Consider the following 23,838-nt stretch of genomic DNA (forward strand, 5'->3'; position numbering starts at 1 on the left):
ATTTTTTAAGATTACTATTGCAAATCCGTTATTGCCTCTTTCAGTTCTTTTATCCCGCTCCAGGCTTTGAGAAACAAACGGATTCCTATCAGCCCCCCTACGACAAGCCCGGTCCAGGCACCTATCAATATATAACGATCACCCATTTGGGACATATCCCATATCATACTTACCAGTAAAGGTACGGCACACAACACACTCACAGCTATCCCCACTTTGAAAGACATCCGGAAACGACTTTCTGCCAGACACACTTCACGTACAGTCATCTTCAGGCAATCAATCTTCCTTAGTAGCAACATCCACGTAAGTTGCCGGGCGAGTATCACAACTACAAACAGAAACAACAATACCCACGTCAGTACGCTGAAATCATACACCTGATTGCGCACCAAAAGCCAAGCCATGAGAGGCAAACAGAGAATCAAAACCGTAAATCGACGCAACACACGATCCTGTACCTGCTTTACTTTACTGACCACCTTATTATTTAGTTGCTGGCGCTGCTCCATTTCCAGGCGTCCGAGTCTTTCTTCCATTATATTCCAATTTTGTTTCAATTCTTCCAGTTCCATAATCTGTTTTATTTTAGCTATTCGCTTGTTTTGTAAGTTTATCCTTAATTCGTTTTAATCTTGAAGCTACGGTATTGCGCGGCACACCAACAATTTCCGCAATCTCTTCGTAAGAATTTTCATCCAGCCACAGCAAGATGACGGCACGTTCAAACTTGTCCAGTCCCGCAATGAGGCGATACATCTCTTTCAAGCGTCGGGTCGTTTCACTGTCCTCTGCTTCCAGCCCGTAGAGGGAATCCAAGGAAGTATGTTCGCCCCGGCGTTGCTGCTGGCGGTAGAAGGATATACAGGTATTCAATCCCACGCGGTAAATCCACGAAGAAAGTTTACCCTTTCCTTCATAACCCTCGAAGCCTTTCCAAAGGTTTATTACTACATCTTGGTAGAGATCTTTAAAATTATCTCCATCCGTTGCATACATGTAGCAGATTTTATAGATCACTCGCTTGTATTCCTCGATGAGAGAAGTGAACTGTTTTTCTTTCGTATTCTGTTCCATCTTAAGATAGTCTTTTATACATAAGACGCCCGGTTAGGGAATTAGTTGCAAGAGGGAAGAAAAAAGTAAGTTAAAGCTGTTTCACGCTCGAAGTACATCTGCCATCTTGCCACCACATTGGCAAAGTTGTGCCACCACATTGGCAAAAGCTTGCCACCGCATTGGCAAAAGCTTGCCAGTACGATGGCAAAACATTGGCAATATAATAGCAACAATTACTTCACTTAGAGATCACTGTTCAGTAAGGTTAACTATAAAGATTTATAGTTCATTTCCATCCCACTCTATGCATACTTTTCATAAAAAACTTGTATCTTTGCTGCGTATTTCTTTCGTTGGAAAAGAAATATATTTTGCGATTTGGAGATATCATTTTATTATTCGTAACTTCTAAAGTCTGGTAAATTTTTGCAAGAGCGAATAATAAGTGGAAGTCTCCACGTCCGGGTTGCGTATAATTTTGTTATATACACTCTGGCGTGGGGCTATTGCTTATTGTTTTCTTGACGGGTTTACCAGAGCCTTGGAGTTGAATAATAATGCCAATAGTTCCCACGTCTCTTTTTTACATTAGAGAAGTAGGAACACACGACTAACCCTTTAAAACTTATAACACGATGGATGAACTTCTTACCTGCTCCTGCCAGATGAAAACCGACTTAGAAAACTCAGCCGATACTTTTTCCTTTTTCAAAGAGAACTACCCCTTATCCAGTCTTACGAATAATCTGAATGCGCTTTCCAAGCAAGAACTACGCTGCGCTTGTTGCCTGATGGGGGTTGCTTTAATAAAAATGTCTCAAAAGAAAACGATTTGGGAGAGATTGAAAGTAAAACAGTAGAATGCAATCTATGATTTACGAGGATTACTTTCTGTTGAATATCAGATCGAGCCCTTGATTTCTGTAGAATTCAAAGCGGATATCGCTGGAGATGAGCGGTAAATGCTCGGTGATGGCATGGGCAATGATTACATGGTCGGAAGGGTCTTTGTGTCCCTAGGCTTCATTTATTTCCATTTTTGCGTAAGTTTTCATGTGCTCCTTCTTTAAAGGGAGTATCTTGACGTAGAAGTCGTTTTCAATGGCGACTACCATCTCTTCTATTGATTTCCACCGCTTGGAGCACAAGCCTTTGTTGCGATAGGCAACTATTAATTCGCGGACAGACTCGGCACTCATATACAACAATGCATCAGGCTCTTCAAACAATGACAAAACATCGCGATTTAAAGAATCTACGTCAGTGGCCAAATAAACAAAGATGTTTGTATCTATAAGGTATCTCATGCTTAAAGCAAAAATTTAGGATCGTTCACGATAAGACTACCCTTAAGTCTTCTTGCAGCTTCAAGCGTCTTGCTCACAGTTCTTCTCCTACTGCTCCTCTTCTTAGCCACCACCTCAGTCGTAGCTTTTTCTTCTATTTGTTTTTCCTTCTTCTCTTCCATAAAGTTTATTATTAGTTTTTATTCTACAAAGATAGCGCATTTCTTTTAATTGACGGAACAATAACAGTTAAAGAATAAGCAGGTATCTGAAGAATAATCACTATCTTTGCGCCATCAATATTGAACAAACTTATTAATCTCATGAGTAACCAAAGATACATGATGCGCGGTGTCAGCGCTTCTAAAGAAGATGTGCACAATGCCATCAAGAACATCGACAAAGGTATTTTCCCGCAGGCTTTCTGCAAAATTATCCCTGACATTTTGGGCGGTGACCCGGAGTATTGCAACATTATGCACGCTGACGGTGCAGGCACGAAGTCCTCATTGGCTTATATGTACTGGAAAGAAACAGGTGATCTTTCTGTTTGGAAAGGCATTGCACAAGATGCACTGATTATGAATATCGACGACCTGCTCTGCGTAGGTGCAGTAGATAATATCCTGGTTTCTTCTACCATCGGACGCAACAAACTCCTTATTCCGGGAGAAGTAATCTCCGCCATCATCAACGGTACGGACGAATTGCTCGCCGAGCTCCGCGAAATGGGTGTAGGCGTATATGCTACAGGCGGTGAAACTGCCGATGTAGGCGATTTGGTACGTACCATCATCGTAGACAGTACCGTAACTTGCCGCATGAAGCGCAGCGATGTGATTGATAATGCCAATATCCGTCCGGGTGATGTAATTGTAGGCTTGGCTTCTTACGGACAGGCTACTTACGAAAAGGAATATAACGGTGGTATGGGCAGCAACGGACTAACCAGCGCCCGTCATGATGTATTCTCCAAATATCTGGCAGAAAAATATCCCGAAAGTTATGACAAGGCAGTGCCCGAAGAACTGGTTTACTCCGGTGGTCTGAAACTGACGGATGCCGTAGAAGACAGCCCGCTGGATGCAGGCAAATTGGTACTCTCCCCTACCCGCACGTATGCGCCGGTAGTGAAGAAGTTGCTGGATGCACTTCGCCCTGAAATTCACGGTATGGTACACTGCTCGGGTGGTGCACAGACGAAAGTGTTGCACTTTATAGGTGACAATTGCCGCGTGATTAAGGATAATTTGTTCCCTGTTCCTCCTTTGTTCAAAACGATTAAAGAGCAGAGCAATACGGACTGGGCAGAAATGTACAAGGTATTCAATATGGGACACCGCCTTGAAGTATATTTATCGCCCGAACATGCCGAGGAAGTAATTGCCATCAGCAAGAGCTTCGGCATCGATGCACAGATTGTTGGACGTATTGAAGAAAGCAACCAGAAAGAACTGATTATCAATAGTGAGTTCGGAAAATTCAAATACTAATTCAATGGCAGACAACAACACCATATTAGAAAAACTCGAAGGCCTCGTTGCTCGCTTCGAAGAAGTATCGACGCTGATTACAGACCCGGCAGTGATTGCCGACCAGAAGCGTTACGTTAAACTCACCAAAGAGTACAAAGAACTGGGCGATCTGATGGAGGCCCGCAAAGAATATATCCAAGTGCTGAACGGCATCGAGGAAGCCAAAGAGATCATCACTAACGAAGCCGATCCGGAGATGCGGGAAATGGCACGCGAAGAATTGGATGCCTGTCAGGCACGCCAGCCGGAACTGGAAGAACATATCAAACTCCTCCTCGTGCCTGCCGACCCACAGGACAGCAAGAACGCCATCCTCGAAATCCGTGGCGGTACAGGTGGTGACGAAGCTGCCATCTTTGCCGGAGACCTCTTCCGCATGTACACCAAATTCTGCGAAACAAAAGGTTGGAAGATGGAAATATCCAGCGTCAACGAAGGTGCAGCAGGTGGATTCAAGGAAATCATTTGCAGCGTTACGGGCGATAATGTGTACGGAACGTTGAAGTATGAATCGGGTGTACACCGCGTGCAGCGCGTTCCGGCCACTGAAACTCAGGGGCGTGTGCACACTTCCGCCGCATCCGTAGCTGTGCTGCCCGAAGCAGAAGAGTTCGATGTAGTAATTAACGAAGGCGAAATCAAGTGGGATACCTTCCGAAGCGGCGGTGCCGGCGGACAGAACGTAAATAAGGTGGAATCCGGTGTGCGTCTGCGCTATGTCTGGAAGAACCCCAATACGGGTGTTTCTGAGGAAATCCTGATAGAATGTACCGAAACGCGCGATCAACCGAAGAATAAGGAACGCGCCCTCTCACGCTTGCGTACATTTATTTACGACAAAGAACACCAGAAATATCTGGACGATATTGCCTCCAAGCGTAAGACAATGGTATCCACCGGAGACCGCTCCGCTAAAATCCGTACCTACAACTATCCGCAAGGACGTATCACTGATCATCGTATCAACTATACCATTTATAACCTTGCCGCCTTCATGGATGGCGATATCCAGGACTGCATAGACCACCTGATTGTAGCGGAAAATGCAGAACGACTGAAAGAGAGTGAACTGTAACCCTAAAAGAAAGCCATAGACCCGGAAACATCAACGGCAGAACAAGATGAAAGGACAGTTTTTAAATAAAGCATTTCATACTCTGACGGAAGCATTTCAGAATTGCCTGAAACGTTTTCCAACCACAGTATGTTTTGTCCTTGCACTTACCGCCTATCTGGCTTATCTGGTATCTACCGAAATGGATGATGAAAAGAAGCTGACGCTGGTTTTGGGTTATTACTTCTCTGTCGGTACTCTGCTCTCACTCACTCTCCATCTGTGGAGCGAAGAGATAAAGAACCGGATTAAAGAAATCAGCGTGCACATTGTGATGCATGTATTGCTTATTGCCGACGCAGTGTATCTCTACAGCCTCTCTCCGGAGCGGTCGCTCACAGAAATAAGCATAGCTCACGGAGCGGCTATCCTCGCTTTGTGGCTTTCAGTCTTTTTCCTCTCATTCACCCAAGAAAAGAATGACATTCCAAGCTGGAACTTTGCTTCCTACACCGTAGGGGCTTTTGTTACGGCAAACGTGGTGGGACTGATTATGAGTGGCGGAATAAGCCTGCTCGTCTTTTCACTCCACCAACTTTTCGATGTAGATGTAAGCTGGAAATGTTACCTGTATATCCTTGTTGTATGCAGTGTATTGCTTCCGATGCTGCTCTTCCTCGGTATGTTGCCCAAAAATAAGCTAAAGCACAACCAAGAACCGCAACCATCGGAGTTCCTGAACGGAACGATACATTTCCTTTTTCTCCCGCTCATGGCAGGATATCTGCTTGTGCTCTATATCTATGCCACCCGCATCCTTATCAGTTGGGAACTGCCTACAGGCTGGGTATCCTGGCTCGTTGTGGCGCTCATGGCGGGATGCATCGCCATTGAATTCGGACTGTATCCGTCACGGGTCAGTGAATCAAAGCGCATAAACGAATGGATTGCACGCTGGCTGCCTGCCCTGGTATTGCCGTTACTGATATTAATGACAGTCGGCATCATCCGCCGCTTCAACGATTATGGTGTCACAATCAACCGGCTTTATCTGATCACACTCAATATCTGGTGTTATATCGTTTGCTTCGGACTGGTCCTCACCCGGGCACGCCGCATCAGTTGGATTCCCATTTCATTTTCCATCATCTTCCTGCTGACTTCCGTATTGCCGGTGAACTATGCAAGTATCACCCGGAACGTTATGCGCCGTAGCATAGAGAAGGAACTGGCACGAAGCGGTAAAACAGACTTGCCCCTTTCACGCAACCAGTACGACAACTGGCTGGATTCACTTCCGGCAAAGACTGCATTGCAAGTAAACGACCGGCTCCGTTATCTGCACTACTGGTTCGGACGGAAAAGCATAGCCGACCTTGTGGACAAAGACGCATCATTCTATTATGCCAAAAACCGTTTCGGTCAGAACAGTGATGAAACGGCCGACAACGATAAAGCCGCTGACAATAACCGGGCTATATCATACAGTGCTCAGGCATCCTCACTGACAAGCATCGAGATTCCTAAGGGATACAGCTGTTTCGTTATCATACCGGAATCAAGCAGGCAACTCAAGATTCCACATAAGTATATAGAAACAGGAGTATTGCCCGCCTCTCTCGGTACCCGGACAGATAAAATGAACGATACGGCATACATTGACCTTAAAAACATTAAAGCACTTCAACGTTATAAATATGGTGAAATGCCTCCCGCTCAATTCAAATGTAACTCCGATAAGTGCCTCTTCATACTGACAGGCTTCTCCTTAGATTATCAAGAGGAAGGAAACGAGGCTCTTTTCCTGAATATAAACGGCTATTTATTCAGGAAATAATAAAGCGTATCATAAACAGACTAAATATATCCAATATGAACAAACAACAACTTTTTGAAAATATCAAGCGTAAGAAATCATTCCTCTGCGTAGGTCTGGATACAGACATCAAGAAAATCCCGGAACACTTGTTGAAAGAAGAAGATCCGATCTTCGCCTTCAATAAAGCCATCATCGACGCAACGGCTGACCTTTGCATTGCCTACAAACCGAACCTCGCTTTCTATGAGAGCATGGGCGTGAAAGGCTGGATCGCTTTTGAAAAGACTGTGAAATATATCAAGGAAAACTATCCCGACCAATTCATCATTGCCGATGCAAAGCGTGGTGATATTGGAAATACCTCTGCCATGTATGCCCGCACATTCTTCGACGAACTGGACATCGACTCTGTAACCGTAGCCCCTTACATGGGTGAGGACAGTGTTACTCCGTTCCTGACTTACGAAGGCAAGTGGGTAATCCTCCTGGCACTGACAAGCAACAAAGGCTCCCACGACTTCCAGTTGACGGAAGATCCCAACGGCGAACGCCTTTTCGAAAAAGTACTGCGCAAGTCTCAGGAATGGGGCAACGACGGACAGATGATGTATGTGGTAGGTGCCACACAAGGCCGTGCTTTCGAAGATATCCGCAAGATTGTTCCCAACCACTTCCTGCTTGTGCCGGGCGTAGGTGCGCAGGGTGGCTCACTGGAAGAAGTTTGTAAGTATGGCATGAACTCCACTTGCGGACTGATTGTAAACTCCAGCCGTGGTATCATCTATGTGGATAAGACTGAAAAATTTGCAGAAGCTGCACGCAACGCCGCAAAGGAAGTGCAACAGCAGATGGCGGAACAGTTGAAGGGAGTGATTAACGCCTAATCACTTATCACTTACCCTTAATCACTAACAACGTGTTCGAACGAAAGATCATTAACGACCCGGTGTTCGGGTTCATCAATATCCCGAAGGGGTTGCTGTACGACATCGTGCGGCATCCTCTTTTGCAACGTTTAAACCGCATCAAGCAACTGGGTTTGTCGTCTGTGGTTTATCCCGGTGCACAGCACACGCGCTTTCAACATTCGTTGGGGGCTTTCCATTTGACGAGCGAAGCTGTCCAGCAGCTCGCCAGCAAGGGAAACTTCATTTTCGACAGTGAAGCCGAAGCAGTACAGGCAGCCATTCTGATGCATGACATCGGACACGGTCCTTTCTCTCATGTACTGGAAGACACCATCGTACAGGGTGTATCTCACGAGGATATCTCCCTCATGCTGATGGAACGTATCAACAAAGAAATGAACGGGCAACTCACACTTGCCATCCAGATATTCAAGGACGAATACCCCAAGAAGTTCCTGCACCAACTGGTCAGCGGACAACTTGACATGGACCGCATGGACTACCTGCGCCGCGACAGTTTCTACACCGGCGTAACGGAAGGCAACATCGGCTCGGCACGCATCATCAAGATGCTCGATGTGAAAGAAGACCATCTCGTGGTAGAATCCAAAGGTATCTATTCCATTGAAAACTTCCTCACTGCCCGCCGTCTAATGTACTGGCAGGTATATCTGCACAAAACGTCCGTTGCATACGAGAAAATGCTCATCAGCGCCTTGCTCCGTGCTAAAGAATTAGCAAGTAAAGGTGTGGAATTATTTGCTTCACCAGCATTGCGTTTTTTCCTTTACAATGACATCAACAAGGAAACTTTCTATAACAATCCGGAGTGCCTAGAGAATTTTATCCAACTGGACGACAATGATATATGGACCGCATTAAAGGTCTGGAGCACCCACAGTGACAAGGTTTTATCCACACTGAGCTTCGGTATGATCAACCGTAATATCTTTAAAGTGGAAATTTCTACCGAACCAATATGTGAAGAAAGGAAAAAAGAGTTAACTTTGCAAATCAGTCAGCAACTGGACATACCCCTCTCTGAAGCGAGCTATTTCGTCTCTACCCCCAGCATCGAGAAGAATATGTACGACCCGGCAGACGATAGCATTGATATCCTTTATAAAGACGGAAGTATCAAGAATATTGCTGAAGCATCGGACATGCTCAATATTTCCCTACTGTCTAAAAAGGTAAAAAAATACTATCTCTGCTACCAACGTTTGCATAGGTAAGTATAAAATATTCACCCAAGGACAAGGAAATATAAAAAAAAAGTCCGTTATTTGTGATTTGAAACCATCTAACAAGAATAAGACAATGGAGTTCTCTGCTAAACAAATTGCAACATTTATCCAAGGAGAAATCGTTGGAGACGAGAATGCAACTGTACATACTTTTGCCAAGATAGAAGAAGGCATCCCCGGTGCTATATCGTTTCTGTCCAACCCCAAATATACATCTTATATCTACGAAACCAAAGCCAGTATCGTACTGGTAAACAAAGACTTCGTTCCTGAACAAGAAATAAAAGCTACTTTAATTAAGGTGGATAATGCCTACGAAAGTTTGGCTAAATTGCTCAACCTTTACGAACAAAGTAAGCCTAAACGTGCTGGTATTGACCCGTTAGCTTTCGTTGCAGAAACTGCTAAAATCGGAAAGGATGTTTACATTGCGCCCTTTGCTTGCATTGGTGAGTATGCAGAAGTAGGAGACAATACAATGATACATCCGCATGCCACTGTAGGCAGTGGTGCCAAAGTGGGCAGCGATTGTATCTTATATGCCAATACAACCATTTATCATGACTGTCGGATAGGCAATCATTGCATCCTACATTCCGGCAGTGTGATCGGTGCGGATGGTTTTGGTTTCGCTCCAACTCCCGAAGGTTACGAAAAAATACCTCAAATCGGTATCGTAATACTGGAAGACAATGTAGAGATAGGCGCAAACACTTGCGTGGACCGTGCTACAATGGGTGCAACCATCGTACACAAAGGTGTGAAACTGGACAACCTGATACAGGTAGCCCACAATGACGAAATCGGTGCAAACACCGTTATGGCAGCGCAAGTGGGCATTGCAGGATCTACCAAAATAGGCGAATGGTGTATGTTCGGCGGTCAGGTAGGCATTGCAGGACATATCCATATCGGAAATAAAGTGAACCTCGGAGCACAGTCCGGTGTTCCCAGTAATATTAAGGATGGCAGCCAGTTAATCGGTACTCCTCCCATGGACCCGAAACAATACTTTAGAGCCTCTGTTGCCCAACGGAACCTGCCGGATATGCTAACAGAACTCCGCCAGCTCCGTAAAGAACTGAATGAATTAAAACAACAAATAAATAAGTAACAAATGTTGAAACAAAAGACTCTGAAAGACAGTTTTTCCCTCAGTGGTAAAGGTCTTCACACGGGACTTGACCTGACCGTTACTTTCAATCCGGCTCCGGACAACCACGGATATAAAATCCAGCGCACCGACGTGGAGGGACAACCTATCATTGATGCGGTTGCGGACAACGTGACTGAAACCACTCGCGGCACTGTTCTTTCCAAGAATGGCGTGAAGGTTAGTACTGTAGAGCACGGCATGGCAGCCCTCTATGCCTTAGGCATCGATAACTGCCTGATACAAGTCAACGGTCCCGAGTTTCCCATTCTGGACGGTAGCGCCCAATACTATGCAAAAGAGATAGAGCGCGTCGGTACAGAAGAACAAAACGCCGTTAAAGATTTCTATATTATCAAGTCAAAGATCGAGTTCCGCGATGAAAAGACTGGTTCTTCCATCATCGTGTTGCCCGACGAGAACTTCAGTCTGAATGTGCTGGTATCTTACGACTCGACCATCATTCCCAACCAGTTTGCAACTCTGGAGGATATGTCAAAGTTCAAAGACGAAGTAGCTGCCAGCCGCACATTCGTATTTGTACGCGAAATAGAGCCATTATTGCAAGCCGGCCTTATCAAAGGGGGGGATCTGGACAATGCTATCGTAATCTACGAACGTGAAATGTCTCAGGAAGACTTCGATAAACTGGCCGACGTAATGGGGGTTCCCCACATGGATGCCAAACAATTGGGTTACATCAACCACAAACCACTGGTATGGGCCAATGAATGTGCCCGTCACAAACTGCTCGACGTAATCGGTGACTTGGCTTTGATAGGCAAACCCATCAAGGGACGTATCATCGCTACCCGTCCGGGACATACCATTAATAACAAGTTCGCCCGCCAGATGCGTAAGGAAATCCGCCTGCACGATATACAGGCTCCGACTTACGACTGTAACCGCGAACCCATCATGGATGTAAACCGTATCCGCGAACTGTTGCCGCACCGTTACCCATTCCAATTAGTGGACAAGGTGATTGAAATAGGTGCCAATTATATTGTAGGCGTGAAGAATATCACCGCCAACGAGCCTTTCTTCCAAGGACACTTCCCACAGGAACCGGTAATGCCGGGTGTATTACAGGTTGAAGCTATGGCACAGGTAGGCGGCCTGCTTGTATTGAACTCCGTAGACGAACCCGAACGCTATTCTACCTATTTCATGAAGATAGATGGTGTGAAGTTCCGTCAGAAGGTAGTGCCGGGTGATACCCTTATCTTCCGTGTGGAACTACTTGCACCTATCCGCCGTGGCATTTCCACGATGAAAGGTTATGCGTTCGTAGGCGAGAAAGTGGTTTGCGAGGCAGAGTTTATGGCACAAATAGTTAAGAACAAATAATTCAAAGCATGATAAGTCCCTTAGCGTATATTCATCCCGAGGCAAAAATCGGGGAAAACGTAGAGATTGCTCCTTTTGTATTCATCGACAAGAATGTGGTAATCGGCGATAACAACAAGATTATGGCAAATGCCAACATTCTGTACGGTTCACGTATCGGCAATGGAAATACTATTTTTCCGGGAGCTGTTATCGGTGCTATCCCTCAGGATCTGAAATTTCAGGGAGAAGAGAGTACCGCTGAAATCGGTGACAACAATACCATTCGTGAAAATGTCACCATCAATCGCGGTACGGCTGCCAAAGGCAGAACCATTATCGGTAACAACAACCTGTTGATGGAAGGTGTGCATGTAGCTCATGACGCTCTTGTCGGTAATTACTGTATCATAGGTAACTCTACCAAAATGGCAGGTGAGATAGTTATAGACGATTTCTCCATTATCAGCGCTAATGTATTGATGCATCAATTCTGCCGTGTAGGTGGATATGGCATGATACAAGGCGGGTGCCGTTTCAGTAAGGATATTCCGCCATACATCATTGCAGGTCGGGAACCGATTGCTTACAGTGGTATCAACATTATCGGGTTGCGTCGTCGCGGGTTCTCCAATAAAACCATTGAGAACATACACAATGCATACCGTATCATTTACCAAAGTGGCTTGAACACTTCAGATGCATTAAAGAAAATAGAAGAAGAAATTCCGACGAGCCCGGAAATAGAATATATTGTCAGCTTCATCCGTGACTCCGAACGTGGTATTATTAGGTGATAAAACGATAAAGTAATTAGAATATGATATACAGATTTACACTTATCTCCGATGAAGTGGACGACTTCGTAAGAGAAATACAAATTGACCCGGAAGCTACATTCTACGACTTCCATGAGGCTATAGTGAAGTCAGTAGGCTATACTAACGACCAGATGACTTCTTTCTTCATCTGTGATGATGATTGGGAAAAAGAAAAGGAAATCACACTGGAAGAGATGGATGACAATCCGGAAATGGACAGTTGGGTAATGAAAGACACCACTATCAGCGAACTGATAGAAGATGAAAAGCAGAAGTTACTCTATGTGTTCGACTACATGACAGAACGCTGTTTCTTCATTGAACTTTCCGAGATCATTACCGGAAAGGAAATGAAAGGTGCCAAGTGTACCAAAAAGGAAGGCGATGCCCCGAAACAGACTATTGACTTCGAAGAAATGGCAGCCAACAGCGGATCACTCGATCTGGATGAAAACTTCTATGGAGACCAGGACTTTGATTTGGAAGATTTCGACCAGGAAGGTTTTGACATAGGCAGAGGTGAAGGTGGCACACCGTTCGAGGAAGAAAAGTTCTAATATTATTTTAGAATTTTCATCCGCAGATAACGCGGATAACACAGATTTGAAAGACTTAAGCCTAGAAGAGATCTGCGTTATCCGCGTTATCTGCGGATGGGAAATTATTCTCTAAATACCATTTCCTTATGAAAACCCTGATAGTGCTTATTGGACCGACCGGAGTCGGAAAGACCGAACTCAGCCTGCGGCTGGCTGAGCATTACCAAACTTGCATCGTTTCCGCAGACTCCCGGCAACTCTATGCCGACTTGAAAATAGGAACGGCAGCCCCTACCCCCGAGCAACTGCAACGCGTGAAACATTACCTCGTAGGAACCTTGCAACTCACCGATTATTACAGTGCCGCCCAATATGAAACGGAGGTACTGAAGCTTCTGGAAATCTTATTTACCGAACAGGATATAGTATTGCTTACTGGCGGTTCTATGATGTATGTGGATGCCGTTTGCAAAGGCATTGATGATATTCCGACCGTAGATGCTGAAACACGCCAAGTGATGCTGCATAAGTATGAAACGGAAGGTCTGGAAAGATTGTGCGCAGAGCTAAAGTTACTCGACCCGGAATACTACAGAATAGTGGATCTGAAGAATCCTAAACGTGTAATCCATGCACTGGAGATATGCTATATGACTGGAAAAACTTACACTTCATTCCGCACCCAACAGAAAAAAGAGCGCCCCTTCCGCATCATCAAAATAGGATTGACGCGCGATCGGGAAGAACTTTACGAACGCATAAACCGACGGGTAGAGATTATGATAGAGGATGGCCTGGAAGAAGAAGCCAGAAAGGTATATCCTTACCGGGCACTTAATTCATTGAATACGGTAGGTTATAAAGAAATGTTCAAATATCTGGACGGAGAATGGACCTTGCCTTTTGCCATAGAGAAAATCCAACAGAACTCCCGCATCTATTCGCGCAAGCAAATGACATGGTTCAGGAAAGATGAAGAAATCCGTTGGTTCCATCCGGAACAAGAAACGGAGATACTAGCGTACCTCCGTTCGGTAATGTAAGTTCTATTCTGATTCCAGTAAACTCTGATAAATCATTCTAATGGATGACTCCAGTTCGTCATACAGCTTCGGTATTGCTTGGGTATCGAGGCTTCCTTTTTTGTACCACTCTTCCAGCAATGGCTTCGTCGTACGGAATACTTCATCTTCCACTTCAGTAATCACTGTCATATAACCGTCACCTTTCCCAGGACTATACAACCTCTCCCAATTCAGATAACGTCCGGTGCCCATTCCCTGCTTATAGCTGAAAACTCTGTCTGCCAAGCGAAGTGACCAATCACTGAGCAGAGCTGCCTCATGTTCTCTGTTAAAACGTACCATTCCGGGAAGAAGTTTACCGGCATCTTTCACCCACAGCGGGACAGCTATACCGGTAGGAGGATACCCTAACAGGGTCCACATGGTAGTCAGTTCGGCCTTCACACCCGGTTTTACCCCCTGTACCACCACCGAACACGATGTACTGCTACGCGGAATGAAGTCCTGATCTATAAACCAGCCCGATGCCTGAGGACGATTATACCCCCCGCTACGCAAATCAATATCCAGCATACGGTTACGGAACGAACGGGATAAATCATTGAAAATAAACTGTGGGGTAATGTTACCTGTAGCCGAAGCTTTCATCAGCACCTGGTCTGCTTCCATATAGCGCACATAGCCGGCCCCCTCGTTCACCTTACCTGCAAAAGAGAAGTTAGTACGGGCAATATAACCATAAGGAGCATCCTTCGGGTTATTGGCATCATACATCACATATTTATAATAATCTACTTCAAACATAGCTGCACCACCTTGTGCATCGATTACACCAAAATTAGCTTCGATATCACTGGGCTTGGAAATGGTATCCAGAAAATGACAGAAGTCCTCTACCGTAGCACAAACTTCAAGTGCACGATAAATAACACGCCCATTGGCGGCTCCCCGTTCTTCATCACCTTTTACATCCACCAAGTTATACGATTGTGTATTCATCAAAGCGAATCCTGCAGAGTTAGTTCCCATCCATGCCTCTTTCAGATATGCATTGGCACTATTCACTACAGCAATAAAGTCATACCTCTCGCCTTTCACATAGTCAACATGATTTCGCATAAAGTCCGTATCACGGTTTTTCCAAAGCAGAGGGCGCCCATCGAGTGTCACTTTACCCGATACAACAGCAGAAGTACAAGCATGCACAGGAGTAGCGAACAAAACGATTGCTACCGCACACAGGATTAATAAGGATATTTGTTTCAACATAAGTCATCAGGTATTTGGGAAGCTGATACAAAAATAAGATTTTCTACTAAAGAAGTATTCAAAAAGATCAGAATTATTTAGTTCCGGTTGAATATCTCAATAGGATTAATTACTTTTGAACGCAACTAAAAAGTACAGTACTATGAAACCACTTATTCCACTGGCAATATTTATATTCATTCTCACAGTCAGTTCTTGCACTACGGCACCTAATTTCCGAATAGATGCTACAACGCAGGGAATACAAATCGGAGACACACTTATTCTTACCCACCATCTACTACCGGACTGGAAAGAAGGCGACCGTGATACTTTCATAGCAACAAAAGAAGGAAAATTTTCTTTCTGCAAACAGACGGATGAGACAAAGCTTTACATCATAACCTACCATCCTTCTCAAACGGAACCTTTAAGATATTGCAATCGTGGCTTTGTATTCTATGCCCGTCCGGGCGATCATCTGAAAGTAAAGGGGAATGTAGAGTTCTTTCCTGCCATGCACAAAGAGGGCGGAATGTATGATGATCCGCGTTTACAACGCATCCTAACCCTGGAAGATAGTATAACAGTGGAACAAAACAAAATATATCGCAAACTATACTATTTTGCAAACCTGCGAGGCACCCCACAGGCCAATCCCGACTCTATGATGTATTATAACCAAGCATACAGTCAATGCCGTTCCAGCGAACTAAGTGAAGCTCTGAAAGAATTCCGCAATACGGCAGATGACAGTGAATATGCCGCTTGGGAATATCTGCAAGCCGTAAACAGAGTCTCTTATTCGGAAGCTGCAGAAAGATTCACTCGTTTTACTCCCGAAATTAAATCATCGACTATCGGGAGAAAACTGGAACAGTTGCTCAAGGTCATGAAAAATATAGAACCGGGAAACACCCCAAGCGAGTTTACCGTAATCACTTCTGATAGTGCCCGTATTTCTTTGTCGGACTACCGTGGTAAATATTTACTTATTTATCATTGGGGATATGGATGTCCTGGAACTACCTGGGTACATCCGCGCTTATTGAAACTCTACGAGGAATACCACGATAAAGGTTTTGAAATCTTAGGATTCACTGGCGATAAGCAACCAGAAACTCTTTCTCAAGACTCAGAAGTTGCTTCACTGTTTTATCCACCCTGGGCCACTGTATATACAAATCAAAAGGAAAATAGCTTTATTGCCGATGATTATTACTTCAACGGAGTTCCTATCCTGATGGTTATCTCACCCGAAGGAAAAACTCTTCTGAGGGGATATAGCGGCATCTATCAGCCCCTCAAAGAATTATTAGAAAAGGAGATGGGTAAATAAAAAGGCGGATAATTTCTTATTCATATTCTCCCCTTATGAAAATCATTGGTTTAATATAGATTTCCAAAGTTCCGTCTGCACCGGTTTTCACTTCCATTTGTTCGATGTTCGTTTGATACGCAGTGCTGGCCGGAACTTCTTTTCCATTAATATAATAACGTGCATTTCGCCTGTCAACACCTCTCGGTTTCAGCAACTCATCAATCTGCTTAATCGTTTTTTCTTCCTTCATTTGCTGTGGAGTTTTCAGTTTCAGAACTATGACTCCATTTATTCCACGTGTACCATAAATAGCAGTAGCCGAAGCATCTTTCAAAATATCAATGCTTTCAATGTGCATAGGATTCAATGCCGCAAAGATTTCATAAGGAAGCTCTAACCCATTTACAATGTATAAAGGCTCATTGGATGGAATAGGAATACGGTCTCTGATAACCAATGTACCATCTTTCTTCGGAGACTGTGTCACAAGTGTGTCATTCTTCAAAGTATCTTTGAAAATTACAAGCTCCTTCATGAAAGGGGCTTCAGCATGAATAGATATAGCGGCAGACATTACTAATAATAGAAATACTCCCCAAAAGAAGCTATATCCCTGGTGAATTTGTTTTCTTTGTCTCATAGCATTATCTTTTAAGTGATAGAATCTAAACCGTCTCAAACAAAAATACTTAAAAGTAATGATTTAAACAAAAAAAATAAGAAACAAAGTATTTATTCAGCAGATAATTCCTTTAACCTATCAAGCAGATATGCTCGTTTACTCTCGCTTGTACCTTCTTCCCAATAGCGGATAATACCTTTCTTATCTACCAACACTGTAGTCGGTGTAACCTGTACTTTAAACAGATTGAAGAAAAATAATTCATCGGCAATATGCGTAAAAAGGAAAGGACGGTTCTCCACAATCTTCTTTATTTGTTCCGGCGTATTCCAAGTCGTAGAAAAATAAGTCACATTCGGGCAGATCTTCATCCATTCATTCAAATCCGGCATCTCTTTGATACAAGGCCGGCAACCTGTATGCCAATAGTTCAGCACAAAAGGCTTTCCGAGAATATCCGCTTTTGTCCATACCCGTCCTGCCGTATCCTTTACTTCAAAATCCGGAAATGGCCTACCTACCCATTTATCAAGAGTAATCGTATTACTTCCGGCAACCGCCATCGGTTTTTGTGTCCCGGAACGTGAGATCATCAATAGCTCCTCCCCTCCGGGTACTTTTTCTACCGGAACCCGGTATTTCATCGCATAATCCGGTAATTTTTTCCCCTTATTCAGACGTATCTCCAATGCTGTATGTCCTTTTTCATCTGTCAACATAATCATTTGAGCTCCTTCATCATTCCGAACTCCCGGTGGCATGCCATTGAAAAAGCATCCGTCAATGAGAACAAACTTGTCACCAGTAGTCTGGGCAGAGCAAAGCCCCGCCCAAACAAACATCATAAAGAGAAACAAAAAGAGAGAATTCCTTTCCATATAAAATATTCTTGATTATTCATCTTTTAAAGTAATCGTCACTTTCGATGCAACTTTTACCTTGGTACCCTTCATACCAATATAAGAAACCACCAACTTATCCTCTTTTGAAGCAGACATTACAAAACGTCCATCTACATCGGTGACTGTTCCCATATTGGTTCCTTCAATAAGAACAGTAGCCCCCACAATAGGCTCTCCATCCTTATCCTGTACAAAACCTTCTACTTTCATATCACCCCGAACAGACGTTTTCTCAACACCTTCTTTTGCCTTTGTAGTAATATAAATTTTACCTCTTCCAGCTTCATTTCTTTCTTTCTCAACACTGATACTTTCAATCCGATTAGGAGGTACAACTTCATCCAATGCTCTCCCAGCCATTTCTATCTTCTCACCATCAACAAATATATCTACATCCTCCCACTCTGCCCTTCGGTTATTCAAATAAACACCTTTCAATCCAGGTACGTTAACTACTGAACTTTTATTTGATAAGGTAATAGACTTCTCAGCGCTTCCTTTCAGAGTAATTAGGATTACACCATTCTTTCCTTTCTCACCATACACTTCAGTAGCCGATTCGTTTTTCAGAACAGTCATACTCTCTATCTTATTCACATCTAAAGCAGAAAGGATTGACGAAGTGACTTCTTTACCGTCAACAATGTACAAAGGATTATTCATACCTTGAACCGAGAATTCTGACACCTTCGAGTTCACAGTCACCTGTGAATTTACCGTCTTTCCACCTTCCAGCCTAAATACCACCGGAACCGTATACTTCACTGCTACCGCCTTCCCTTTCTGCATACCTGGTTTCCATTTCGGCATTGCCTTTACCAACCGGATAGCTTCAGCATCCATATCCTTATCTACCGAACGGGTTACTTTAGAATTCGTCACATTTCCTTCTTTATCAATAATGAATTGTACCGTCACACGCCCCTGAATCCCTTTTTCTTTTGCAGACTCCGGATAACGCAGCTCCTTCTGGAGATATTCCATCATGGCATCCACACCACCTGGAAATTCCGGCATTTCTTCCACCACTTCAAAGACCGCTGTACCTTGCAACTTCCGACTCACTTCTGTTGGTACATAATTCACCTTTACCGTATCTTGCGACACAGTACTTATCTGCACTGACTCTTCCGTACTTTTTATGGCTTTTGCTTCCACAATTGCTGTCAAATCATTAACTTTGACGGCAGAAATCTCTTCTGCAGTTTCTGAGATTTCAGGACGGGCAAAAGCTGTTACTGCAATAGCTGCTACCGGAAGTATATATAAATACTTCAATTTTGCCCACGGATTCGATTTTTCTTTTAACATCATAGTGATACGTTTTTTAAGTTTACTGTGATTAAAGCTGTTGGCCATAGAGTAGAGCCTTGTGCCGACAGCTTTTTTGATTAATAATAGTTGATATTGCTTCGCGTCAACGCCTTTTTCAATAACCGTTTCATCAGCCTCGTACTCATGGATATTCTGCAACTCCTGTTTCAGCAACCATGAAGCCGGATTGAACCACTGGAAGAAGATACAGATATCCGCCACCAGTAAGTCCCATGAATGCCGATTTTGAATATGAGCCAATTCATGAATAAGTATCTCCCGACCATTCTCATCCAGATCTTTTTCCGAAATAACGATACATTTCATCCAACTGAACGGAGCTATATCACGGTCGTGTACTATCAGGGTCACTTTCTCTCCCCCATCGATATATTTACTTAAGTTCTCTTTCCTACCAGATTTTAGTAACCCGCCTAATTTCAACAATGAATATCCGTTGCGTAGGGCAAAGAGTAAAATTCCTGCCAGATACACCAACAATGCAACCTGTATCCAAGTCACCGTCACTTCCTCTGCCTGCAAATCCGTAGTATCAGCCGTGTTCATCATATCTGCCAGCATCAGCCACTGTTCTAAAGTCATCATGGTTTGATGAACTTCTGTCTGCTCCTCTACGGTTACCTCTACCAATGGTAAAAGGCACGATAACAACAGAATGCTCAGTAGCGCCACCCGGTTGAAACGATGAAACGTTTCGCGACTCAGCAATAATCGGTAGAATAAATAAAATACCACCAGACAAACTGACGACTTCAGTATATAGACAAAGAAAATTCCCATATGGATGTACAATTTATAATTTAATCAATTCTTCTCTCATCTTTTCCGCACCGGGGAAACCTGTAACTTTATATGAAAGCTTCCCTTCCCTATCTATCACAAAGTATGTAGGTATTCCTGGATACTCATATAACTTGCCTAATGCAGCACTCTGTTCATTCGTAATCCGGTAATGAATTCCATGAATATCAGGTATTGTGATTTTCCACTTCCCTTCGGGTGAACTTTCATCCGCTACATAGACATATATTACATCTCTCAGTTCTTCTTTAACTGGTTTCAAACTATTCATAGCTCGCATACAAGGACCACACCAAGTATTCCACATATCTATCAGAACCACTTTACCACGATAAGGACGAGTGATAACTGCTAACAAACTGTCCGCTGTAACTGCCGTATCAAGCTGGCAGATCGTGTAACCAGTTTTCTTTGCGCTCTCTGCAAGTAAATCCATCACTTTCTGATTTCTGATAGTCAAAGCTTTCTTGATTTCCGGTTCAGATATACTATCCAATGTCAACATCTGTTTCTCCGACAATGGTTTCAAGCGGGCAAGAATAGATCCTAGAGGTTTCGCCCGTAAGATATCCTCCCAGATAGGTTGCGGTTCAAACTTACCTTTGAAATCTTCGGTTGCAGCACGGACAAAATCAGGATAACCACCATATCGTATATAAGGAGAATGAATAAAATCCAATCTCAGGATATCATCATAATAGTTCTCACCTACCGTCATATCCGCCCGCTTCACTCCTTTTTTTCCACTGATCATCGGAGCATAACTGATTGTACCCTTATACCCCTTGATAGCAAAGAAATACGACATTTCCAGATTGTTTATCATGTATGTACGTGCAGCATCACTCAGTAACTTATTCTTTAGTATTTCATCACGATTTTTTTCGTAAATCTTCGTCACATACTTTTTATATTGGGCAGGAGTGACACCGCAAATATTCTCATAAAAATTATCCGCACTGTAAATACTCGTCAGTCCTGCATACTTTGTCAATTCAGTATTCAGACCGGCATACGTACCTTCGAACCAAACCAGTGGTCTTCTATCTTTCTTCCCGAACAAACGGCTTTCCGACCAGTAAATTTCCGGTAAATTAAATGTTATTTCAAGCTCACCACCCGGTACCAAAAATATCTCAAAGCTCTTCCGTCCCACTCGCAATGTAGCATCACCCGGTATCATCAAGTTTGTTTCATAATAAAAGCTTCCATCCTCAGCTATCGGAAGGGATTGACCAAATACATCAAAAAAGAACCAGTCACTGCAATTGAAATTCAGAGTAGTTCCATATACCGGATTGTAACCCAATATATGTCCGCGGATCACCGTCTTTCCATTTTTCAAATCAGGATCAGGCAAAGGCTGAGAATAATCCAATTGCTGATTTAACAATTTCTCAGGTATTCCGATTTCCGGCTTCTTGCCATCCAGACGCACCCCATAAATATTCCATCCTTCACTCTTCTTTGCAGGCATTTCATAAAAGTCGAAACTTTCCGCATCCATAGGAATCGGTTCAAACTTCAAAGTCACAGCCAACTCACCCGAAGCCGGAAGATTCGTCCAAAACTCTTTCGAAAATCCATCGCCACCCCAATAAGCATACATTTTATCCCCCACTTGTACAACGGCAGTCGAGTCTATTCTTACTCCTTCACCCGGTCTGGAATATATTTTAGCCTCTATCCATGTCGTATCTTTCCCTAATGTCACTTTCTGGAATTCTATTTGGCTGGTACTCGTTGCCATGAAATAAGGCGCTCTCACCACCTTCTTCGCCTGCAAGCCTGCACAAACAGCTACCAACACTAAACAAGTTATAGCAATGTTTTTCATAATCTTCGATATTTAAAGTTACTATATCTTCCCTCTCTCCACTTCTGCAATCAGCTGCTTCAAATCTTCCAGTGATATATCTTCTTCTTTTACCAATGAAGATACTGCGCTAAGATACGAATTATTGAAATATTTACTGATTACTTTCTTCAGTGTTCCTTTGCTGAAATCCTCCTTGTTTAGCACAGCATAATACTGGTACGTGTTACCGTAAGTCTTATGCGCCAGAAAACCTTTATCTTCCAGACCTCTTACAATTGTGGACAAAGTATTGAAGTGCGGCTTGGGCTCTTCATAAAAAGCCAGCATTTCCTTCACAAACAACGGACCTTTCTCCCAGAAAAATCCCATGATTTCTTCTTCTTTCGCAGTCAATCCTTTCATAACGCTTCATTTGTTTTTTGCAAAGAACTAAAATATTTAGTTTGCAAACTAATTTTTCTCGTTAAATAAGACTAAACACTAAAATACCTACAAATAGCGATTGTAATCTTCATCAAAAAGTCGTTACTTTGCGCACGAATTAACAAAGAAAGAAAGGATAATCTGCAATGAATGAACCGCATAAGTATCGCGCCACAGACAAAATGAGCGACCTTATCTGTGATAACTACTCCTTATTAATGGTTATGAGCCGCTTTGGACTCTCCTTGGGATTTGGAGATAAGAGTGTAAAGGACGTTTGTGAGGCACAAGGCGTAGACTACCGCACCTTTCTCGCAGTAGCCAATTTCATCAGCGAAGAGCAATATACCTATAGTGGAGATGAAAATGTATTTTCTATCTCAGCACTTATGGATTACCTAAAACGGGCACATACTTATTTCCTCGATTTTAAATTACCTGTTATCCGTCGTAAATTGATCGAAGCTATCGATTGTTCGGGTACGGACAATATTGCTTATCTCATTCTGAAATTTTTCGATGAATATGCCAAAGAGGTACGCCGCCACATGGAATATGAAAACGAGGCCGTGTTCACCTATGTCGAAAAGCTGCTTGAAGGTAAACTTGCTGAAAACTATGATATAGCAACTTTTGCCAGCAAGCACAATCAGATTGAATCCAAGCTGACCGAACTGAAAAATATCATCATTAAATATTATCCGGAAAAAGAGAACAACAACAAGCTTAATGCTGTTCTTTTTGACATCTTCAACAGCGAACATGACCTTGCTTCACACTGCCAGGTAGAAGACTATATGTTTGTTCCTGCTGTAGCCCAACTGGAAAGGAGATTGAAAAATGAACAATAATGTTTCTGTAAAGATAGCAGTCGCTGAAACTTCTGTCATCATCCGAAGCGGACTTACGACAGTATTGAAGCGCCTGCCTAATCTGAATGTAATGCCTATAGAGGTTTCTTCCCCAGAATCTTTGCAAAGTTACATACATTTGCATACACCCGATATACTGATTGTCAACCCTGCTTTTGGTGGTTGGTTTGACCTTCCTGCATTCAAGGTAGAAAATGGGAAGGTGGAAACTAAATATCTGGCCCTTGTATGTTCCGTGATCGACAGTAATTCATTAAAAGAATACGATGACCATCTCTCGATATGCGATGATCCGGAAACCATTGCCACTAAAATAAACCAACTGCTGTGCACTGACGACGAAGAAGAAAAAGAGAGTGAACAAGAAACACTCAGCCAACGAGAAAAAGAAATCATTACCTGTGTCGTGAAAGGCATGACCAACAAAGCCATTGCCGACCAACTTTATCTTTCCATCCATACGGTTATCACTCACCGCCGAAATATCGCCCGTAAACTGCAAATACATTCTCCGGCAGGTTTGACTATTTACGCCATTGTGAATAAATTGGTAGAATTGCAAGATATTAAGGATAACTTATAAAAAAGGGTACATCAGGAAATACTCCTGACATACCCTCAAATCTTTATTGTATTGGTTCCTAAAGTTCCCAACACTACTACAAATTAATGATTCTTTCTACTTTCCTCAATACCAGATACCATTATTTAATAACTTTC

Annotated in this window: 24 protein-coding genes; 14 read left to right on the forward strand and 10 right to left on the reverse strand. The window is 43.2% G+C overall.

Annotated features, from left to right (window positions below; genetic code table 11):
- Positions 1-14: 14 nt before the first annotated feature.
- Both BACINT_RS20400 and BACINT_RS20405 read right to left on the reverse strand, forming a co-directional pair.
- Positions 15-575, reverse strand: a complete 561-nt coding sequence (locus BACINT_RS20400) for a hypothetical protein (protein ID WP_007666768.1) — start codon at positions 573-575, stop codon at positions 15-17.
- A 13-nt stretch (positions 576-588) separates the two neighbouring features.
- On the reverse strand, positions 589-1,077 hold the full coding sequence (locus BACINT_RS20405) for an RNA polymerase sigma factor (RefSeq protein WP_007666770.1): 489 nt from the start codon (positions 1,075-1,077) through the stop codon (positions 589-591).
- A 617-nt stretch (positions 1,078-1,694) separates the two neighbouring features.
- Between BACINT_RS20405 and BACINT_RS20410 the strand changes: the two genes are divergently transcribed.
- Positions 1,695-1,919, forward strand: coding sequence for a hypothetical protein (locus tag BACINT_RS20410; RefSeq protein WP_007666772.1), 225 nt, complete (start codon positions 1,695-1,697; stop codon positions 1,917-1,919).
- A gap of 156 nt (positions 1,920-2,075) precedes the next feature.
- Here the strand turns inward: BACINT_RS20410 and BACINT_RS20415 are convergent, their stop codons facing one another.
- Together BACINT_RS20415 and BACINT_RS24410 are read right to left on the reverse strand one after the other, a co-directional pair.
- Positions 2,076-2,366: a PIN domain-containing protein gene (locus BACINT_RS20415; RefSeq protein WP_007666773.1), complete on the reverse strand. Its 291-nt coding sequence runs from the start codon at positions 2,364-2,366 to the stop codon at positions 2,076-2,078.
- Between the two features lie 2 nt (positions 2,367-2,368).
- Complete coding sequence (locus tag BACINT_RS24410; RefSeq protein WP_007666774.1) at positions 2,369-2,527, reverse strand: hypothetical protein; 159 nt, start codon at positions 2,525-2,527, stop codon at positions 2,369-2,371.
- Positions 2,528-2,668: 141 nt separating this feature from the next.
- Here BACINT_RS24410 and BACINT_RS20420 point away from each other — a divergent pair, with 141 nt between their 5' ends.
- The 10 genes from BACINT_RS20420 to miaA all read left to right on the forward strand — a co-directional run bounded on the left by BACINT_RS20420 (position 2,669) and on the right by miaA (position 13,793).
- On the forward strand, positions 2,669-3,838 hold the full coding sequence (locus tag BACINT_RS20420) for an AIR synthase-related protein (RefSeq protein WP_044155139.1): 1,170 nt from the start codon (positions 2,669-2,671) through the stop codon (positions 3,836-3,838).
- Between the two features lie 4 nt (positions 3,839-3,842).
- Complete coding sequence (gene prfA, locus BACINT_RS20425; RefSeq protein ID WP_007666776.1) at positions 3,843-4,955, forward strand: peptide chain release factor 1; 1,113 nt, start codon at positions 3,843-3,845, stop codon at positions 4,953-4,955.
- A 46-nt stretch (positions 4,956-5,001) separates the two neighbouring features.
- On the forward strand, positions 5,002-6,771 hold the full coding sequence (locus tag BACINT_RS20430) for a DUF4153 domain-containing protein (protein WP_007666777.1): 1,770 nt from the start codon (positions 5,002-5,004) through the stop codon (positions 6,769-6,771).
- Positions 6,772-6,806: 35 nt separating this feature from the next.
- The gene (gene pyrF, locus BACINT_RS20435; RefSeq protein WP_007666778.1) at positions 6,807-7,637 is read left to right on the forward strand and encodes an orotidine-5'-phosphate decarboxylase; all 831 of its coding nucleotides are present in this window, start codon (positions 6,807-6,809) and stop codon (positions 7,635-7,637) included.
- Positions 7,638-7,669: 32 nt separating this feature from the next.
- On the forward strand, positions 7,670-8,896 hold the full coding sequence (locus tag BACINT_RS20440; RefSeq protein WP_007666779.1) for an HD domain-containing protein: 1,227 nt from the start codon (positions 7,670-7,672) through the stop codon (positions 8,894-8,896).
- A gap of 85 nt (positions 8,897-8,981) precedes the next feature.
- Positions 8,982-10,022, forward strand: coding sequence for a UDP-3-O-(3-hydroxymyristoyl)glucosamine N-acyltransferase (gene lpxD / locus BACINT_RS20445; RefSeq protein WP_007666780.1), 1,041 nt, complete (start codon positions 8,982-8,984; stop codon positions 10,020-10,022).
- Between the two features lie 3 nt (positions 10,023-10,025).
- Positions 10,026-11,411: a bifunctional UDP-3-O-[3-hydroxymyristoyl] N-acetylglucosamine deacetylase/3-hydroxyacyl-ACP dehydratase gene (locus tag BACINT_RS20450; protein ID WP_007666781.1), complete on the forward strand. Its 1,386-nt coding sequence runs from the start codon at positions 10,026-10,028 to the stop codon at positions 11,409-11,411.
- 8 nt (positions 11,412-11,419) lie between these two features.
- Complete coding sequence (gene lpxA / locus BACINT_RS20455) at positions 11,420-12,187, forward strand: acyl-ACP--UDP-N-acetylglucosamine O-acyltransferase (RefSeq protein WP_007666783.1); 768 nt, start codon at positions 11,420-11,422, stop codon at positions 12,185-12,187.
- A gap of 23 nt (positions 12,188-12,210) precedes the next feature.
- Positions 12,211-12,768, forward strand: a complete 558-nt coding sequence (locus tag BACINT_RS20460; protein ID WP_007666785.1) for an IS1096 element passenger TnpR family protein — start codon at positions 12,211-12,213, stop codon at positions 12,766-12,768.
- A 128-nt stretch (positions 12,769-12,896) separates the two neighbouring features.
- Positions 12,897-13,793 carry a tRNA (adenosine(37)-N6)-dimethylallyltransferase MiaA gene (miaA, locus tag BACINT_RS20465; protein WP_007666786.1) on the forward strand — a complete coding sequence of 299 codons (897 nt, stop codon included), beginning with the start codon at positions 12,897-12,899 and terminating at the stop codon, positions 13,791-13,793.
- Between the two features lie 3 nt (positions 13,794-13,796).
- On the opposite strand, the gene BACINT_RS20470 is transcribed toward miaA, so the two are convergent.
- Positions 13,797-15,044, reverse strand: coding sequence for a carcinine hydrolase/isopenicillin-N N-acyltransferase family protein (locus BACINT_RS20470; protein ID WP_007666792.1), 1,248 nt, complete (start codon positions 15,042-15,044; stop codon positions 13,797-13,799).
- A 142-nt stretch (positions 15,045-15,186) separates the two neighbouring features.
- On the opposite strand from BACINT_RS20470, the gene BACINT_RS20475 reads away from it, so the two are divergent.
- Entirely contained in the window at positions 15,187-16,362 is a 1,176-nt protein-coding gene (locus BACINT_RS20475) for a peroxiredoxin family protein (protein WP_007666793.1), read from the forward strand.
- 16 nt (positions 16,363-16,378) lie between these two features.
- On the opposite strand, the gene BACINT_RS20480 is transcribed toward BACINT_RS20475, so the two are convergent.
- The 5 genes from BACINT_RS20480 to BACINT_RS20500 form a co-directional block, all read right to left on the reverse strand.
- Positions 16,379-16,984 carry a TonB-dependent receptor plug domain-containing protein gene (locus tag BACINT_RS20480; RefSeq protein ID WP_007666794.1) on the reverse strand — a complete coding sequence of 202 codons (606 nt, stop codon included), beginning with the start codon at positions 16,982-16,984 and terminating at the stop codon, positions 16,379-16,381.
- A gap of 92 nt (positions 16,985-17,076) precedes the next feature.
- Positions 17,077-17,844, reverse strand: a complete 768-nt coding sequence (locus BACINT_RS20485; RefSeq protein ID WP_007666795.1) for a TlpA family protein disulfide reductase — start codon at positions 17,842-17,844, stop codon at positions 17,077-17,079.
- Between the two features lie 15 nt (positions 17,845-17,859).
- Entirely contained in the window at positions 17,860-19,983 is a 2,124-nt protein-coding gene (locus tag BACINT_RS20490; RefSeq protein ID WP_021967184.1) for a M56 family metallopeptidase, read from the reverse strand.
- Positions 19,984-19,996: 13 nt separating this feature from the next.
- Positions 19,997-21,841, reverse strand: a complete 1,845-nt coding sequence (locus tag BACINT_RS20495) for a TlpA family protein disulfide reductase (protein WP_007666797.1) — start codon at positions 21,839-21,841, stop codon at positions 19,997-19,999.
- Between the two features lie 21 nt (positions 21,842-21,862).
- Positions 21,863-22,225, reverse strand: coding sequence for a BlaI/MecI/CopY family transcriptional regulator (locus tag BACINT_RS20500; RefSeq protein WP_007666798.1), 363 nt, complete (start codon positions 22,223-22,225; stop codon positions 21,863-21,865).
- Between the two features lie 167 nt (positions 22,226-22,392).
- Here BACINT_RS20500 and BACINT_RS20505 point away from each other — a divergent pair, with 167 nt between their 5' ends.
- Both BACINT_RS20505 and BACINT_RS20510 read left to right on the forward strand, forming a co-directional pair.
- Positions 22,393-23,097 (forward strand): hemerythrin domain-containing protein, encoded by a 705-nt coding sequence (locus tag BACINT_RS20505; RefSeq protein WP_007666800.1) that lies wholly within the window; start codon positions 22,393-22,395, stop codon positions 23,095-23,097.
- Positions 23,087-23,701, forward strand: a complete 615-nt coding sequence (locus BACINT_RS20510) for a response regulator transcription factor (protein WP_007666802.1) — start codon at positions 23,087-23,089, stop codon at positions 23,699-23,701. The genes BACINT_RS20505 and BACINT_RS20510 overlap by 11 nt, the downstream gene beginning before the upstream one ends.
- Positions 23,702-23,838: the final 137 nt, after the last annotated feature.

The organism is Bacteroides intestinalis DSM 17393 (assembly GCF_000172175.1).
Lineage (GTDB): Bacteria > Bacteroidota > Bacteroidia > Bacteroidales > Bacteroidaceae > Bacteroides > Bacteroides intestinalis.